The sequence below is a fragment of the Streptomyces dangxiongensis genome (genome assembly GCF_003675325.1).
GTDB classification, from domain to species: domain Bacteria; phylum Actinomycetota; class Actinomycetes; order Streptomycetales; family Streptomycetaceae; genus Streptomyces; species Streptomyces dangxiongensis.
Genome location: NZ_CP033073.1, coordinates 4,071,123 through 4,087,219, shown reverse-complemented (window position 1 = coordinate 4,087,219; position 16,097 = coordinate 4,071,123). Strand labels below are relative to the sequence as shown.

Sequence of the window (16,097 nt, the reverse complement as noted above, 5' to 3'; positions counted from 1 at the left end):
GTTTCTTTGTGCACTCGGCAGGATTCGAACCTGCAACCTTCTGATCCGTAGTCAGATGCTCTATCCGTTAAGCTACGAGTGCTTGTTCTTTTGTTTTGTCTTCGCTCCCGGCCCTTTCGGCCCGCTCGCGGCGACAGGAAGAACATTACATGACTGCCGCCGTCATGTGAAATCCGGTTCGCATACCCCTTGTGACCTGCGGAAACGTTGCTCCGGGCGGAGGGGCGATCGCGGCCGGGGAACACCGAAGCCCCGGTCCTGGGGACCGGGGCTTCGGGATCGGTGCGGAGGCGGAGGGATTTGAACCCTCGATGGGCTTTAAGACCCAAACCGCATTAGCAGTGCGGCGCCATAGACCGGACTAGGCGACGCCTCCAGCACAACCGCTCACGCGAGCGCGTGATCGGTGCGTGCAGATGATGACACAGGCGAGCGCCCTGTCACCAATCGCCCCCCACGGTACTAGGCAGTCGGGCCGCAGGGCAAAGGCCTTCCCCGGCGGGGCGGGAGGGTGGACCGGAGGAGTGAAGGGAGGCGGTTGCGCAACGTCCTGGACGGTTCGGCGTTGGACGGGGCATGACCTCTCTTCTGTCGGGTGCCGCGCGGCGCCTGCTGCTGGCGTCTCTCGCCGGCGCCGCCTCCCTTCTCCCGCTCGCCACCGCCGTACCCGCCGCCACGGCCGGTGCCATGCCGCCGCCCGTCCGGCCCGAGGACCGGGGTGATCACCTCACCGTCGTGGTCCGGCACGCCGGGGCCGGGCGGGACGGGACGTACGAGCTGTCCTGTCACCCGGGCGCCGGCCGTCACCCGGACGTGGCCGGGGCCTGCCGGGAGCTCGACACGAACACCCGGTGGGGGCGCGATCCCTTCGCGCCGGTGGACCCGGGCGCCCTGTGCATCCCCCTCTACGGCGGCCCGGCCACCGCCCATGTCACCGGCGTCTGGGCCGGACGCCCGGTCGACGCCTCGTACGACCGCAGTGACGGGTGCCAGATCGAGCGGTGGGACCGGATGGTGCCCCTGCTGCCGCGCGCCGGCGCGTAGCGGGCGGCCGGGGGGTGTGGGAGGGGCTTGGCGGACGCAGTGGTTCCGTAAAGGTCCGGGGGAGGGATCGGGGAGCCGGGGCGCACGGTCACACACGTTCGGCGTCACTTCCCCGTGGGACCTCCCTCGCATCCGGCGCCGCCGGCACGACCCGTGCGCTTAGACTCCCTCGCGTGACACGTCGCGGGCCGGTTGGCAATATGGCCGGAGCGGTCGGCAAGGTGCGGTAACAGGGAGGAAGGCGTCTCGTGAGCAGCAGGCCATCCCGAGGCGCTGCTCGCCTCGCAGCCATACTCGACGCGCTGCCGGACGCGTTGGTCCTGGTCAACGCCGTTGGTCCTGGTCAACGCCAACGGAACCGTCGTCAACGCCAACACCATCGCGTTGGAGGCCTTCGAGGCGCCGGGGACCGCGCTCGTCGGGCGCGGGCTGCTCGATCTGCTGCCGCAGTTCGACTCCCGGCTCATCCCCGGCTCCATGCGGCGGCCCGATCACATGGATCCCCGCGGGCGTACGAAGCCGACGCGGATGGTCGCGCGGCGGACCGACGGGACCGAGTTCCCGGTCGAGGTCACGAGCGCGAACCTGGAGAACGGGCAGCAGGCGTACGACGGTTACGGCTACACCGGTGACGAGCTGCTCATGCTCGTGGTCCGGGACCTGTCCGGGACCGTCGACACCGAGGCGGAGCTGGCGCGCTCGCAGCGGCAGACGGAGATGATCCTGCGGGCCGCGTCGGAGGGCGTCGTCGGCACGGACACCGACGGGCGGATCGTGCTCGTCAACCCGGCCGCCGCGCAGATACTGGGGTACCGGGCCGGTGAACTGGGCGGCAAGGAGCTGCACACCCTGGTGCTGCACTCGCGTGCCGACGGCTCGCCGTTCCCCTACGAGGAGTCGCCGCTCGCCGACACCCTGCGCTCCGGGCGCAAGCATCGGGTGCGCGGGCAGGCGCTGTGGGCCAAGGGCGACCGGAAGGTGCCGGTCGATCTGACCACCGCGCCGGTACGGGACGGCGACCAGCTCGTCGGCGCCGTGATGACCTTCGCCGACCGGCGGCCGTTCGACTCCCTGTCGGAGGAGAAGGCCGCGCTGGAGAAGGCGCACGCGGAGGAGCTGGAGCGGCTCTCCGAGGAGCACGCCTCCGATCTGACCGCACTGCGCCAGCAGCACGTCACCGAGCTGGAGGAGCTGCGCGAGCAGCACGCGGAGGAGATCGCGGCCGGCGAGGAGCGGTACACCTCGCTCGCCGAGCGGGAGAAGGACCGGTACGCGTCGCTCGCCGAGCGGGAGAAGGACCGGTACGAGGCGCTGGCCGGCCGGCACGAGCAGCTCCTCACGCTGCTCGGGCAGTCGCTGCGCGGGCCGCTCGACGAACTGCGCCGCGAACTGGCCGCGCTGGCCGCCGACGACGCCGGGCAGCTTTGGCCCGAGGCCAACCAGGTGCTCCACCATCTCTCGGCCGGCTACTCACGCATCACGACGCTGATCGACAACGTCCTCGGATACCAGCGGCTGGACACGGGCGCCGAGAACATCACCCGTACGAAGGTGCTGCTGGACGCCGTCGTCGCCGCCGGTGTGGACGGTGCCGTCGAGCTGATCGGGCCGGGCCGGGTGCAGTTCGCCGTCCACGCGCCGCCCATCGAGGCGGAGGTCGACCCGCAGCGGCTCGCCACCGCGCTCGCGCATCTCGTGGCGGATGTCGCCGGAGTCGACGCCACGGGCAACACGCCCGTCTCGGCGGGCGGCTATCTGGACAACACGGTCGTCGTGGCGGCGGCGCAGCGCGGAGAGGTCGCACGCATCGAGGTGCGCGGGCCGTACGCGGGCGGAGACCCCGTGCACGAGCCGATCGTGCGCGGGATCGTGCGCGCCCACGGCGGTGTCCTCCAGACGCACGAGGTGCCGGGCATGAGCGGCAGCGCGTACGTGCTCGAGGTGCCGCTCGGCGGCGGAGCGGGCGCGGTCGCCGGGGTCGCGGCACGGCTGGCGCTCCCGGGCCAGGCGGCCCCGGGCGGGCAGGCGCCGGGCACCTTCGGTGAGGGTGGTGCCGACGATGCCGGCATGGGTGAGCAGGGGGCCGGCGGCGGGCGGCGGCGGGCGCGCCGGGGCTCCACGGACGCCTTCCTGGAGAGTGACGTCGCCGGCGCGGTTGACGCCGGTGACGCGGACGCGCCCCTGCCGACCGGGCGACGCCGGCGGCGGGCCGCCGCCCCCGCCGGGGAGCCGGCCGCACTGCCGGCCGCGGTACCGGCGGAGGCCGTGGAGATCACGCCCGAGCCCGGCGGCACCGGGCGACGCCGTGGGCGGCCCTCCGACATCGACGCCGACATCGACGCCGACATCGACGCGGGTGACGGTGCTGCCGGTGCCGGTTCACCTGCCGGCGAGGCCGGCGGTACGGGCATGGTCGGCATGGTCGGCATGGTCGAGAGCGTGACCGAGGGGGCGGTGGTGACCGCGGCCGAGCATGCCGCGGGGGCGGCCGCCTCCGGTACGGGACTCGGTGGGACCGTCCCGCCGCAGGGCGTACCCGTGCCCACGGGCCGGCGCGCCCGCCGCGACGGCGCCCCGCAGGCTGCCCTGCCGCCGGCCCTTCCCGCGGCAGGCAGCGCGTCGCACGCGGTCCCGGCGAGCGGTGCGGACGTTCCTCCCGGAGAGGGTGCGCAGGCGGTCCACGACGACGGGCAGCCGACCGGGCGGCGCCGCCGGGCGCTGGCCGCGGCGGCGGAGCGGGCGGCGGCGGCTCAGGAGGCGGGGGCCAGTACGGGTGCGGGTGCGGACAACCCGCGTGCGGTCTTCGCCCTGCCCCCGGCCGAGGCCGACCGGGCCCCGGACTACGCGGACCCGGTCGACGCGCCTGACACGGCGGACGCGGCGGCTCCGGGTACGGGCCCGGCGCCGATGCCGGTAGCGGGTCCCGGTCCGGTGGCGCCGGTAGCGGGTCCGGTGGGGCCACCGGTTCCGGGTCCTGTCGCTCCCGGGGTGGCGGACGCCGGTGTCCCCGGGGAGCCGGGCACGGACGCCCCCCTGACTCCCGCCCCCCTCGCGGCCCCCGCGGCTCCGGGTGCCGATGCCGGTCAACCGCAGGCCGCCGGTGCCGGGCCGGTGCCCGGACAGGCGCAGATGCCCGCGCAGCAGCCGGTGTCCGTCACGGGGGTCCCGGGCACCCCGGACGTCCCGCCCACCCCGGGCTTCCCGGGCTTCCCGGGCTTCCCGGGTGAAGACGGCCGGCACGACGCCGTACCGCTCGACCAGTCCGAGGACCACACCCCACCGCAGGCGCACCCGACCAGCGCCCCGACCGGCCGGCGCCGCCGGGCCGTGGCCCAGCCGGCCGGGCCCGCCGGGGCGGTGGCGCCGGGGACCGCGCCCGCGACCGTCCCGGCACAGGCTGTCCACGGACAGACGGCTCCCGGACAGTCGGCCACAGGACAAGTGGGTCCCGGACAGACGGGTCCTGGGCAGGCGCCCCCCGTCCAGCCGGTGCCGGTGCCTGCGGTGGCGCCGGTCACCCCCGGCCAGGGCCCGCACGACACCGCCGTACCGCCGCCTGCTCCCGGTCAGCAGGTCCCGGGACACCGCGTTCCGGCGCAGGGTACGGCCGGAGCGGGCATCCCGGTCCAGGCCGGTCCCGTCCCGCCCGCGAGCCAGCCGCAGGCCGCGGCTCCGGGCGCCGCGCAGCCGGGCCCCGGTACCCAGCCCGGTGCCGCCGCCCCGGGCCTGCCGGCGACGGCCACCCACCCCGTCGTTCCCGCCCAGGGCACGGCGCACGGCCGGCCCGGGCCCGGCCCCCAGGGAGCACAGCCGTCGGCTGCTCCGGCCCACGGCACCGCCGCGCCGCCCGCCTCCGTCCCCCAGGCCCGGCACCAGGCCACCGCCGTACCGGCCCAGGGCGCGCCCGGCCAGTCCGTAGCCGCCCAGGCCCCGGCAGCACAGCTTCCGGCCGGGCAGCCGGGGACGCCGTCCGCCGGCGGCCCGGTCGTACCGCCGCCGGGCGCCCATCCGCTGCCCACGGCGACCGGGGCCGGGCAGGCAGCGGCGGGGCAGACCCCGCCCGTGCCGTCCGGTGCCCCCCGGCAGTGGCCGGGTGCCGGCGACACCGGCGGTGCGGGGACGTCCGCACCCGGTACGGCGCTGCCCGGTGGACGGCCGCAGCGGGCCGCGCAGCCGTTGCCCGCGGAGGCCGCGGGTGGCGCGCCGGTCGACCCCGACTCGACGCAGGGGCGGGCGATCAGCGTTCGCACGCTCGGACAGGGCGTACCGTTCGCGCGGCAGGCCGCGCAGGTGCAGCAGCCGACGGCCACGCCGCCTCCGCACGCCCCGGGTGGTTCGGGCCGCCGGCGCAGGCTGGGTACGCCTCCCGACCCGGCCGCGCGTACGGCACCGCAGCCGGAGCAGTCGGGCCGACCGCACCCGTCGGCCGCACCGGCGCCCGCCCAGCCGTCGCTGGGCGGCCAGGCGCCCCTGCCCCCGTCCCGGCCGGCCCCGGGGACCGAGGGGATCGGGCGGTCGTACGCCATAGGGGCTCCGGAGCCCGACGCCGCCGAGGGGCCGGAGCCGCTGGACGGGCCCGGCGGTGCCGTCGAGGTGGCGGACACCCCGCGCCCGCAGCCGATGGACGCCGAGCTGCCCCCGGAGCCGTTGGACAACCCGCGCCGGCTGCTGGTGTGGCCCGCGCCGGACGTGACCACCCAGCAGGCGCTCAGCGACCGCGGGTACCGGCCGGTCATCGTGCACTCGCGCGAGGAGGTCGACGCGCAGATCGCGGCGTTCCCCGCCGCGCTGTTCGTGGATCCCCTCACCGGGCCCATCACGCGTACGGCGCTCCAGTCGCTGCGGCAGGCCGCCGTGGCGGCCGAGGTTCCGGTGCTGGTGACGGCCGGGCTCGGGCAGGCGACGCGCGAGGCGGCGTACGGCGCCGATCCCGCCGTTCTGCTCAAGGCGCTGGCCCCCCGGGACAGTGAGCAGCATCCGCCGCGGGTGTTGCTCATCGAGGAGCACGCGGAGATCGCGCTGGCGCTGACGTCGACGCTGGAGCGGCGCGGGATGCAGGTGGCGCGGGCCGCGAGCGACGACGACGCGGTGACGCTGGCCGGGCAGTTCCGGCCGAACCTGGTGGTGATGGACCTGATGCAGGTGCACCTGCGGCGGGCCGGACACACCGGGATCATCGACTGGCTGCGGGTGAACGGGCAGCTCAACCGCACCCCGCTCGTCGTCTACACCGCCGCCGTCGAGCAGGCCGACCTGCCCCGGCTGGCCTCGGGCGAGACCGTGCTGTTCCTCGCCGAGCGGTCCACCAGCACCGAGGTGCAGAGCAGGATCGTCGACCTGCTCGCACGGATCGGGACCAACTAGCCGCCCGGGGCGCCGGAGCCGGCCGGCCGCGCGGCGAGCAGCCGGCCGCACCGGACGCCACCCGCACGGAACGCCGGGGTCAACCGCGACCAGGCGTCTGGGTCAGCCGGCGACCAGGCGTCGGGCCGCTTCCCTGACCGAGGCGCGCAGGCGGTCCCGGTCGGCGTCCTCGGTGCCCACCACGATGCGGCGCATCTGCGGGACGACGGCGGCCCAGTTGGCCAGGCCGATGAGGAGGAAAAGCAGGTCGCGGGCCGGGATCGCGTCGGTGATCACGCCCCGTTCCTGGCCGTCGCGGAGCGCGTCGATCTTCTGGCGGTAGTGCTCCTGGCGCCCGTTCTCATCGGGCAGTTCGGTGTCGGCGCCGTACTCCAGGCCCTCCCAGAAGAGCAGGCGGAGCACTTCGGGGTGCGCCGCGTGGTAGTCGATCACGCGGTCGACCCAGCCCTCGATGTCGTCGGGGTCCACGGGGACGGCGACGGCCAGGTCGAGCATCGACCTCTCCAGGACCCGGGTGAACAGCTCCGCCTTGTTGCCGAAGTAGGCGTAGATGAGCTGCTTGTTGGCCTTCGCCCGCTCGGCGATGCGGTCGATGCGGGCGCCCGCGATGCCGTGCCGGGCGAACTCGGCGAGCGCCGCGTCGAAGATGCGGGTCCTGGTGGCCTCGGGGTCCCTGACTGTGCCCATGCGGACAGGGTAGAGCGCGGGCGACGGGTAACCAACTATTTGGTTGCCATGATTGACGGGAATGCGGGGGCCGGGCACGCTGTTGCATAGTTCCAACCAACCAGTTAGTTGTGTGCGCCCCGTCCGTCACGCGAGCCGGTTCCCAAGGAGTAGCTCCGCCCATGCCGACAGCCACCAGCACCCAGCAGGCACCCGAGGTCCGGGTTCCCGCACGCGAACGGCCCGCCTCCGGCTCCCTCCTCCTCCTCATCGCCGTCTGCACCGCCGTCACGGCCGCCAACATCTATCTCGCGGCCCCGCTGCTCCCCCTCATCGCCCACGACTTCGGCACGGTCCCCTCGGCCGTGACCTGGATCGCCTCCGTGGCCCAGTTCGGCTACGCCGCCGGGCTGCTCTTCTTCGCCCCGCTCGGTGACCGGGTCAACCGGCGCCCGCTCGTCGCGGGCCTCTCCGTCGCCACCACGGTGGCCCTGGTCGTCGCCGCCGTCGCTCCCGGCACCGCGGCCCTCGCCGCCGCCGTGTTCGCCGCCGCCGCCGCGACCGTCGTCCCGCAGTTGCTCGTCCCGCTGGTCGCCGAACGCGCCCCCGCCGACCGGCGCGCCCGGCATGTCGCGGCCGTCATAGCCGGACTGTTCACCGGGATCGTCGCGGCGCGCGTCCTCGGCGGTCTCGCCGGGCAGTCCTTCGGCTGGCGCTGGGTGTTCGCCGGTTCCGCGGTGCTGACCCTCGCCCTGGGACTGGCCACCGCCCTCGCCCTGCCGACGGAGCGGCGGACCCGGCGGGGCGCCCTGTTCTCGGGCATCGCCGAGCTGCCGGGGCTGCTGCGCCGCTCGCCCGACCTGTGGCGGGCGTGCCTGCGCCAGGCGGGGATGTTCGGCGCGTGGAGCGCTCTGTGGACCACTCTCGCGCTGCTGCTGACCGGCCCCCCGTACGGCCTGTCCACCGCGACCGCCGGGTTCTTCGGCCTCTTCGGACTGACCTCCACCGCGGTGGCGCCGCTGGCCGGCGGCCTGGTGGACCGGTTCGGCGCCGCGCGGGTCGTGGGCACCGCGTATCTGCTGGCCGCGGTGGCCGTGCCGCTGTTCTGGCTCGGCGGACAGGTGCTGGTCGCGCTGTGCGCCGCGGCGATCGCGATCCACGCCGCCCTGGTCGCCTCCCACGTCGCCAACCAGACCCTGGCCCTGACCACGACCTCCACCCCGGCGACCGCCAACACCGCCTACGTCGTCTCCGGTTTCGCCGGCGGCGCCCTCGCCTCGGCCGCCGCGGGCCCTGCCTTCGGCCACTGGGGCTGGGGCGGGGTGTGCGCGGTGGCGGGTGTGTGGCTGGCACTGGGCTGGGCGGGCACGGCGAGCCGGCCGGGGCGGCAGGAGCGGTCGGCCCGGTAGAAGCGGTCGGCCCGGCAAGAGCGGTTGCCCCGGTCGCGTCGCCGATGGGGACGCCCGCCCGCCCAGACGGACAGGGCACCACCGGCACCAGGACCGTACGGCACCCGTCGGGTCGTACGACTGCCAGGAGAGCGCCCGTGTCAGAGACGGCTGGCGTCCGGGCGCCCGTGTCCGGACGCGGTTGGCGTCCGGGCGGCTGTCAGAGGCGGGTGATGTCCAGGCGGCCGTCCGCGTAGTGCCTGCGCAGCACCTTCTTGTCGAACTTGCCCACGCTCGTCTTCGGCACCGACTCGATCACCGTCCAGCGCTCCGGTAGCTGCCACCTGGCGATGTGGCCCTCCTCGGCGAGGAAGGCGCGCAGGGCGGCGAAGTCGGTGGTCGCACCCTCGCGGAGGACGACGGTGGCCAGCGGGCGCTCGCCCCACTTCTCGTCGGGTACGGCCACGACGGCGGCCTCGGCGACGTCCGGGTGGGACATCAGCGCGTTCTCCAGCTCGACGGAGGAGATCCACTCGCCGCCGGACTTGATGACGTCCTTGGCGCGGTCGGTGAGGGTGAGGAAGCCGTCGGTGGAGATCGTGCCGACGTCACCCGTCTTCAGCCAGCCGTCGTCGCTGAACTTGTCGGCGGGGCGCAGAGGATCGGCGTCGGGGCCGTTGTAGTAGGCGCCGGCGATCCAGGGTCCGCGCACCTCCAGTTCGCCCGCCGACTCGCCGTCCCAGGGCAGGCGCCCGCCGCCGGGGCCGGTGAGCCGGGCCTCGACGCCGGCCGGGAAGCGGCCCTGGGTGAGGCGGTAGGCCAGTTCCTCCTCGGTGCCGACCGCGTGGGCCGGCGGGCGGGCCACCGTGCCGAGGGGGGAGGTCTCCGTCATGCCCCAGGCGTGACAGACCCGCATGCCCAGCTTGTCGAAGGCCTCCATCAGGGAGGGCGGGCAGGCGGAACCGCCGATGGTGACCTGGGTGAGGGAGGAGACGTCGCGGGGGCGGGCGGTGAGTTCGGCGAGCAGGCCCTGCCAGATGGTGGGCACGGCCGCGGCGTGCGTCGGCTGCTCGGTCTCGATCATCTCGGCGAGCGGGGCGGGCTGGAGGAAGCGGTCGGGCATCAGGAGGTTGACGCCGGTCATGAAGGTGGCGTGCGGCAGGCCCCAGGCGTTGACGTGGAACTGGGGGACGACGACCAGGGAGGTGTCCTGGTCGGACAGGCCCATCGACTGGGTCATGTTCACCTGCATGGAGTGCAGGTAGATCGAACGGTGGCTGTAGACGACGCCCTTGGGGTCGCCGGTCGTGCCGGAGGTGTAGCACATGGCGGCGGCCTGGCGTTCGTCCAGCTCCGGCCAGTCGTAGTGGGTGGGCCGGCCGGCGATCAGCTCCTCGTACTCGTGCACCCGCGCGCCGGCGCCGGCCAGCGGGGTGCGGTCGCCGGGGCCGGAGACGACGATGTGCTCCAGCGTCGGCAGCTTGGGGAGCAGCGGCGCGAGCAGCGGGATGAGCGAGCCGTTGACGATGACGACCTTGTCGGCCGCGTGGTGCACGATCCACACCAGTTGTTCGGCGGGCAGCCGCAGGTTGAGGGTGTGGAGCACGGCACCCATGGACGGGATCGCGAAGTACGCCTCGACGTGTTCGGCGTTGTTCCACATGAGGGTGGCGACCCGGTCGTCGCCGGTCACCCCCAGCTCGTCGCGCAGGGCGTGCGCCAGCTGGGCGGCGCGGGCACCGACCTCGGCGAAGGTGCGCCGGTGCGGCTCGGGCTCCCCGGTCCAGGTGGTCACCCGCGACGAGCCGTGGACCGCTGCCCCGTGGGTCAGGATCCTCGAGATCAGCAGCGGTACGTCCTGCATGGTGCTCAGCACGGCGGCGTCCTCCTGGGCGACATTGCCTACGCGGTGGTAGAGGTTGCGCTGATTCTGCGCACATACCGCGCGGTATGTCACTAGCGGGAGGAAAATTGGGGTCAGGGCGCAAGGGGATCAGCGCGCCGGCATCAGCTCCGGGTCCTCCCGCAGCTTGCCGAGCGCGCGCGACACCGCCGACTTCACCGTGCCCACCGACACCCCGAGCACCTCGGCGGTCTGGGCCTCGCTGAGATCCTCGTAGTACCGCAGGACGACCATCGCCCGCTGCCGCGCCGGCAGCTTCATGACCGCGCGCCACATGGCGTCGTGCAGCGCCTGCCGCTCGGCCGGGTCCTCGTCGCCGGGCGCGTGGTCCGGCTCGGGCAGCTCCTCGCAGGCGAACTCGTCCACTCGGCGCCTGCGCCACTGCGAGGTCCGGGTGTTCAGCAGGGCCCGGCGCACATAGCCGTCGAGTGCCCGCTGGTCCTCGATCCGCTCCCACGCGACGTACGTCTTGGCGAGCGCGGTCTGGAGCAGGTCCTCGGCGTCGCACGGGTTCGCGGTCAGTGAGCGCGCGGCGCGCAGCAGGACGGACTGGCGGGCCCGCACGTACGAGGCGAACGACGGGTAGGCGGGGGTCCCGCCACCCGGGCGGAGCCGGGAGTCATGGAGGGTCTGCCGCGCTGGTGCGGCGGCGGCCGAGGCGCTGGTGCAGACGGGCGTGGTCATGGCTCCACGCTAGGAGCGGGCCCCACTCCGGCGGATCGGCCCCAGGTCCCGGAGCGAAGTCCCCCTCAGGTTGTAGGGGTAGGGCTTGCTCCACCTCCTGTAGGTGGAGTACGGGGCCCGCTCCGTCTGCGGGTACGGCCCCCAGAACGCGGCCGCCCGCCACCCGGACCAGCCCCGTCCACCCTCCTCAGGACACAACGGCACCCTAGGGGGCACGACACCACCTTCCCTTTTTCGAACATACATACGAACATAGACCCATGGCCACCACCGACCGGCAGGCCACGACGCTGGCCCTCGCACACGCCCTGTCAGCCGCCGAACGCGGCCTGGCCGTCATCCCCCTCGGCCGGACGAAACTCCCGGCCCTGCGCTCCCCCCACCACGACGACCCCGACCCGGCCGGACCCCGCTGCCACGGCCGGTGCGGCCGTTCCGGCCACGGTGTGTACGACGCCTCGGCCGACCCCACCCGCATCCGCGCCCTCTTCGCCGCCGCCCCCTGGGCCACCGGCTACGGCATCGCCTGCGGCCTGCCCCCGTACCACCTGATCGGCGTCGACCTGGACACCAAGTCCGCCACGGACTCCTCGGCCGCCCTGCGCGAACTGGCCCTGCGCCACCTGTTCACCGTCCCGGAGACGGTCGTCGTCCTCACCCCCAGCGGAGGCCGGCACCTGTGGCTGACCGGCCCGCCGGACGTCACCGTCCCCAACTCGGCCGGCCGCCTCGCCCCCGGCATCGACATCCGCGGCGCCGGCGGCTACCTCGTGGGCCCCGGCTCCCGCACCGACCACGGCGTCTACGCCACGGCCCCCGGCACCGCCGACCTGCCCCCCGCCCCCTGCCCGCCGTCCCTCCTGCGCCTCCTCCTGCCCCCGCCGCGCCCGAGCCCCCCGGCACCGCCCGTCCCCGGCGGCCACGGCCGCGGCCTGGTCCAGTTCGTCCTCTCCGCGCACGAGGGCCAGCGCAACACCCGCCTGTTCTGGGCGGCCTGCCGCGCCTACGAGAACGGCATCGGGCCGGCCCTGGAAGCACCCCTCACCGAGGCGGCCCTCCACACCGGCCTCTCGGAACGCGAGGCCCGCGCCACGATCACCTCGGCGGCCCGCATGACAGGCCACCGCCCCCAGGTGTGGTGATCAGCTCAGAGCCTTCCCGACGGCTTCGGAAACGCACGCGTCGGTCCTCCCACTGCGGGGTGTCGTCCCACGGCGTGTCGTGCCCGGCCTTCGGTCGGCCACCACGCTCAGCCGGTCCCGAGCAGCAGGCGACCTGAGCGCATCGCGCGTGAAGGCTGCGAGAGAGCCGTGGTGGAGCCCTCACGACGCGGCGGTTCCCCGAGTCGGGCCCGGGAGCCGTCCGGCCCGCGCACGGCCCACGGGCCACGCAATCAGTCCCGCAACATGGCCGCGATGGCTTCCTCCGACCAGTGACCCGCCGCGCCCGGACAGGCCGCCACGTACGAAGCGACCGCGTCCACGTCCCAGGCCTCCGCGGAGAGCAGGCCCGCCGCCAAGTAACGCACGTACGCGGCAGACGGAGGGTTCCACGTAACGTCCCGCAACCCCCATGGGGCGGTGAAGGTCAGCAGCGGCAGCCCTTCCACTTGGCCCGCACACACCAACGTCTCGTAGCGCCCGTCGCCCAGGACCGCCGTGCCCCGGGTCAGGACGTCGGTCAGGTCGATCCCCGTACCCGGTTCCCGGTACATCTCCTGAGCCGCGACATCCGAGAACTGTCCCGCCGTCACCAGGTGCGCTCTCGCGAGAACGCGGCCCTCTGCTCTCGGGTCGTAGAACGCCCTCCCGCCACCCCATAGCGCCGACTCGGTCGCGAAGTACACAACACCGCGCAGCTCGACGGGGATCGAGCGGGTCGGCATCCGTGGATCTCTGCACCCGGGACAGACCGTCGCCGTGCCTGGCGGCCGTCCGCCTTGCAAGTAGAACCGGAGGCGGTCCAGGTGCATGTTGGAGCCGTATGACGTGTACCAGACATGCTCGGGGTTCAGATCGTCCGGCAGCGTCGGGTCGACTTCCTGCAGCGCCTTCACGCGTAGTGCTCCTGGAGAACGTCGTCACTCGGCGGATACGTCCTACCCGCTGACAGCGGTCCCCCGGAACAGCACTCGCAGGCGACGGTGGCGGCTGTTCTCTTCGCAGCCCGTACGCATGTGGACAGTGGGAGACCGGCGAGCCGAGGTGCGACGAGGTCACGGGGAAGGGGGTGCCGCTCCGGAGAGCCGCACCCCCTCTGACCCGCTGGCGGTGGGTGTGGGATTTGAACCCACGGTGACTCGCGCCACGACGGTTTTCAAGACCGTTCCCTTAGGCCGCTCGGGCAACCCACCTGCGCCCCGGCCCACCTGGGGCGGAGCGGGTACAGCGTACCGGGATCGGAGCTGATCGTGGGGGTGTGGTCCACACAGGGTCCACTGGCTCCGTCCACTCGTCCAGGTTCAGCTCTGAGTCGCGCCCCAGTGCGGGGCTCGGAGACCGAGCCCGGCCCCCCGACATCACCATTGCGTTCCGATGACTCCCGCCCCCGCGCTCTTCCTGGTTCCCCCCGGCGCGGGGGCGGGTCCACCACTCGACCGCTGAAGCACACCCGCCGCTCTGCGGCGCGGTCCTGCCCAGCTACCGAGGGGAGGACGTGGTGACCACCTATCCCGCATCGCCGAACACCGTGCTCGCCAACGCGCTCACGAGTGCGGAAGACCTGCTCAGGCCGCACATCGTCAACGCGGAGCCCGAGCGGATCGTGTTCGTGGTGGCAACGCAGATCAACGGAGCCCCGCACGTCGGAACGTCCCCGGCCCAGTCGCTCACCTTCGCCACGGCGGTCGGCATCACCCGCGGGCAGTTGCCCGCCCGACTGTTCTGCCCCCAGGGGGTCACGGACACGGGCGCGAAGCTGTCCAAGTCCCTCATCCGGGAGGGGCGCGCACCCCTGCCCGACGGTGCGGCCCCGTGGATGCTCGACACCCGGGAGTGGCCCGGCTCGTTGGCTGAGTACGTCGACCGCCTGCTCGGTCTGACCGACGTATTACTCCATCCCGGCAGCCCTGCCCAGCTCCGGTACCTTCGACGAACTCGCCGTCCGCCTGACCGTCACCCTGGCAGAACGGGGCCCCTCACTGGCGCGAGAATGCGTGCTGCGGCGGCACGAGTACCGGCTCTCCGCGGGGCGGAGTCTCCGCCTCCCAGGTGTCTGTCCGCCGGGCGACGCCCCGCCACCGCTGTCCGAGATACCGGTAGAAGCGGTCCGGAAGGAAGACGGCGTCCGCGACGATCATCGCGCCGGAGAAGAGCGGCAGGCCCAGGAACACCGCGATACCCACGTGCATACTCAACAACACGATCAGAGCCGGGTACTTGAGCCTGCCGAACAGGACGAACGGGAAAGCCACCTGCACCAGCACGGTCAGGTAGCAGGTGAGGGCGATCAGCAGGACGTGTCGGTCCGCCATGGTGGAAAGCCAGGGCCAGGGCCGGAACAGGTCGAGGTTCAGGGCGTAGTGGAGGGCGGTGCCGTTGCCCCAGGAGGCGCCCTGCACCTTGTACAGGCCGGCGGCTCCGTAGAGGAAGCAGACCTGGGCGGCAATGACGAGCATGCCGCAGTTGTGCAGCACGGTGATCACTGTCAGGCGCGCGTCGTGGAGGTGACGTCGCAGCTCGCCGGATGCCTGGCTCAGCGGAAGTCGCCCAGCCTTGCCGGCGGAGGCTCGGAGCCGGGCCCTGCGCGCGTCGAGGGACCAGCGCCGGCCGCATGCGGTGACGACGAGGTAGAGGGCCATGAGGAGGATGAGGTTGTCCCCTCCGTCCGTCATGAAGATCGCCTTGGCATGGAAAGACGCCACTACGACCGCGAAGAGCACGGATACCGCTCTGGTTCGCCAGCCCAGCATGAACAGCGCCGAGGTGACGAGGGCTGCCGCGTAACAGACCTCGAAGTAGGCGCGGCTGTCGGACAGGGTGAGGATGCTGACCCAGCCGGTCTGGTCGAAGAGTTGCCTGGCCAGTGTCGGCGTCCACGGTGAGCCGGGACCCCAGATCTCGTCGTGGTGGGGAAACTCGCGCAGCAGGAAGGTGAAGTAGAGGAACCCGTACCCGATGCGCAAGACCGCCGCGGCGTACAGGGAGATCGGCTGCTCCAGCAGGAGGGTGAGTAGCGTGGCGACGCGGGTCAGCATCTGCTGCGGCACATGCGCGCCCGCTTGCCCGGTGCCGTGTCCGGATCGCGACGGCGTGGTCGCCCGGGTCGATGTCGGCTCAGCGTGTTGCATGACGGGCCACCTTCCACCAGGGCAGGTAACGGGTGTCGGCGGGCTTCCGTGCGGCCGCGCCGGGACCGGAGCCGCCGGCTGGGGGTGGCGCGGTGATGGACACGGTGATCACCCGCAACTGGATGGATTCGAATGTGCCGTGACGATGAGCGGCGACGCGATCCGCCGCGATGTTGCGCAGGTACTGCTGGATCATCAGAGCGCGCTGCGAGTGCGGCCGGTCGTCGCCGCCGTGCGTCTCAAGGTAGGAGGTCCAGGCCCGGCGCAGCATGTTCTGTGCTGTGTGGCTCGGGTAGGGGTCGTGTTTCACCGCGGCTGTGTCGACGGTGGTCAGGTCGAACCAGTTGCTGACCTGGACAGTGCCGTCCGGGGCGGTGTGCATGGTCCTCGCCGAGATCTGCAGGTTGGCCGACTCCGGGTCCGGGGCGAAGAGCCGCCAGTTCTGCTCGAAAAAGGGGTAGATCCAGGCATTGACCTGCCGGCTGTACTGTCGGGAAATGGAATTCGGAGGTGCCACCTGCAGGAATACCAGGAGCACGTGCACCAGGGCCGTCGCCAGACATAGGACCACAGCGACGTGCACTCCGGCCTTGACGGCGACGGGCGGCCTCGAAGGCGCTTCGACGGCAGGGGGTCTGCCGCCCTCGTTCTGTGCGGCTCTCCCAGTGCCGGTCCGGTTCAATTCGTCGGCATCCACTGATGCGACGCCACCCCGCACGGTCCCGCCCAACTCCTGCGGCCCGACTTCTCTCACTTGGTT

Annotated in this window: 10 protein-coding genes and 3 tRNA genes; 4 read left to right on the top strand and 9 right to left on the bottom strand. The window is 73.2% G+C overall.

Annotated elements, in window-relative coordinates:
- Positions 1-9: 9 nt before the first annotated feature.
- A tRNA-Arg gene (locus tag D9753_RS18205) sits at positions 10-82 on the bottom strand.
- A 203-nt stretch (positions 83-285) separates the two neighbouring features.
- A tRNA-Ser gene (locus D9753_RS18200) sits at positions 286-376 on the bottom strand.
- Between the two features lie 200 nt (positions 377-576).
- Here D9753_RS18200 and D9753_RS18195 point away from each other — a divergent pair.
- Both D9753_RS18195 and D9753_RS18190 read left to right on the top strand, forming a co-directional pair.
- Positions 577-1,044 (top strand): SSI family serine proteinase inhibitor, encoded by a 468-nt coding sequence (locus tag D9753_RS18195; RefSeq protein WP_121787968.1) that lies wholly within the window; start codon positions 577-579, stop codon positions 1,042-1,044.
- Between the two features lie 333 nt (positions 1,045-1,377).
- Positions 1,378-6,408, top strand: a complete 5,031-nt coding sequence (locus D9753_RS18190; RefSeq protein ID WP_121787967.1) for a PAS domain-containing protein — start codon at positions 1,378-1,380, stop codon at positions 6,406-6,408.
- A 102-nt stretch (positions 6,409-6,510) separates the two neighbouring features.
- Here D9753_RS18190 and D9753_RS18185 read toward each other — a convergent pair whose 3' ends face one another.
- Positions 6,511-7,095, bottom strand: a complete 585-nt coding sequence (locus D9753_RS18185) for a TetR family transcriptional regulator (RefSeq protein WP_121787966.1) — start codon at positions 7,093-7,095, stop codon at positions 6,511-6,513.
- A 161-nt stretch (positions 7,096-7,256) separates the two neighbouring features.
- Between D9753_RS18185 and D9753_RS18180 the strand changes: the two genes are divergently transcribed.
- The gene (locus D9753_RS18180; protein ID WP_121787965.1) at positions 7,257-8,483 is read left to right on the top strand and encodes an MFS transporter; all 1,227 of its coding nucleotides are present in this window, start codon (positions 7,257-7,259) and stop codon (positions 8,481-8,483) included.
- A gap of 199 nt (positions 8,484-8,682) precedes the next feature.
- On the opposite strand, the gene D9753_RS18175 is transcribed toward D9753_RS18180, so the two are convergent.
- Entirely contained in the window at positions 8,683-10,338 is a 1,656-nt protein-coding gene (locus D9753_RS18175) for a long-chain fatty acid--CoA ligase (protein ID WP_205614189.1), read from the bottom strand.
- Positions 10,339-10,455: 117 nt separating this feature from the next.
- On the bottom strand, positions 10,456-11,049 hold the full coding sequence (locus tag D9753_RS18170; protein WP_121787964.1) for a SigE family RNA polymerase sigma factor: 594 nt from the start codon (positions 11,047-11,049) through the stop codon (positions 10,456-10,458).
- A 260-nt stretch (positions 11,050-11,309) separates the two neighbouring features.
- On the opposite strand from D9753_RS18170, the gene D9753_RS18165 reads away from it, so the two are divergent.
- On the top strand, positions 11,310-12,191 hold the full coding sequence (locus tag D9753_RS18165; protein ID WP_121787963.1) for a bifunctional DNA primase/polymerase: 882 nt from the start codon (positions 11,310-11,312) through the stop codon (positions 12,189-12,191).
- Between the two features lie 251 nt (positions 12,192-12,442).
- Here D9753_RS18165 and D9753_RS18160 read toward each other — a convergent pair whose 3' ends face one another.
- The 4 genes from D9753_RS18160 to D9753_RS18140 form a co-directional block, all read right to left on the bottom strand.
- Entirely contained in the window at positions 12,443-13,105 is a 663-nt protein-coding gene (locus tag D9753_RS18160; RefSeq protein ID WP_205614188.1) for a histone deacetylase, read from the bottom strand.
- A 209-nt stretch (positions 13,106-13,314) separates the two neighbouring features.
- Positions 13,315-13,402: transfer RNA gene (locus D9753_RS18155), tRNA-Ser, on the bottom strand.
- A gap of 783 nt (positions 13,403-14,185) precedes the next feature.
- A complete protein-coding gene (locus tag D9753_RS18145) occupies positions 14,186-15,244 on the bottom strand; it encodes an HTTM domain-containing protein (RefSeq protein ID WP_121791140.1) in 1,059 nt (352 codons plus the stop codon).
- Positions 15,245-15,323: 79 nt separating this feature from the next.
- The gene (locus tag D9753_RS18140; protein ID WP_338057983.1) at positions 15,324-15,875 is read right to left on the bottom strand and encodes a DUF5819 family protein; all 552 of its coding nucleotides are present in this window, start codon (positions 15,873-15,875) and stop codon (positions 15,324-15,326) included.
- Between the last annotated feature and the right edge of the window lie 222 nt (positions 15,876-16,097).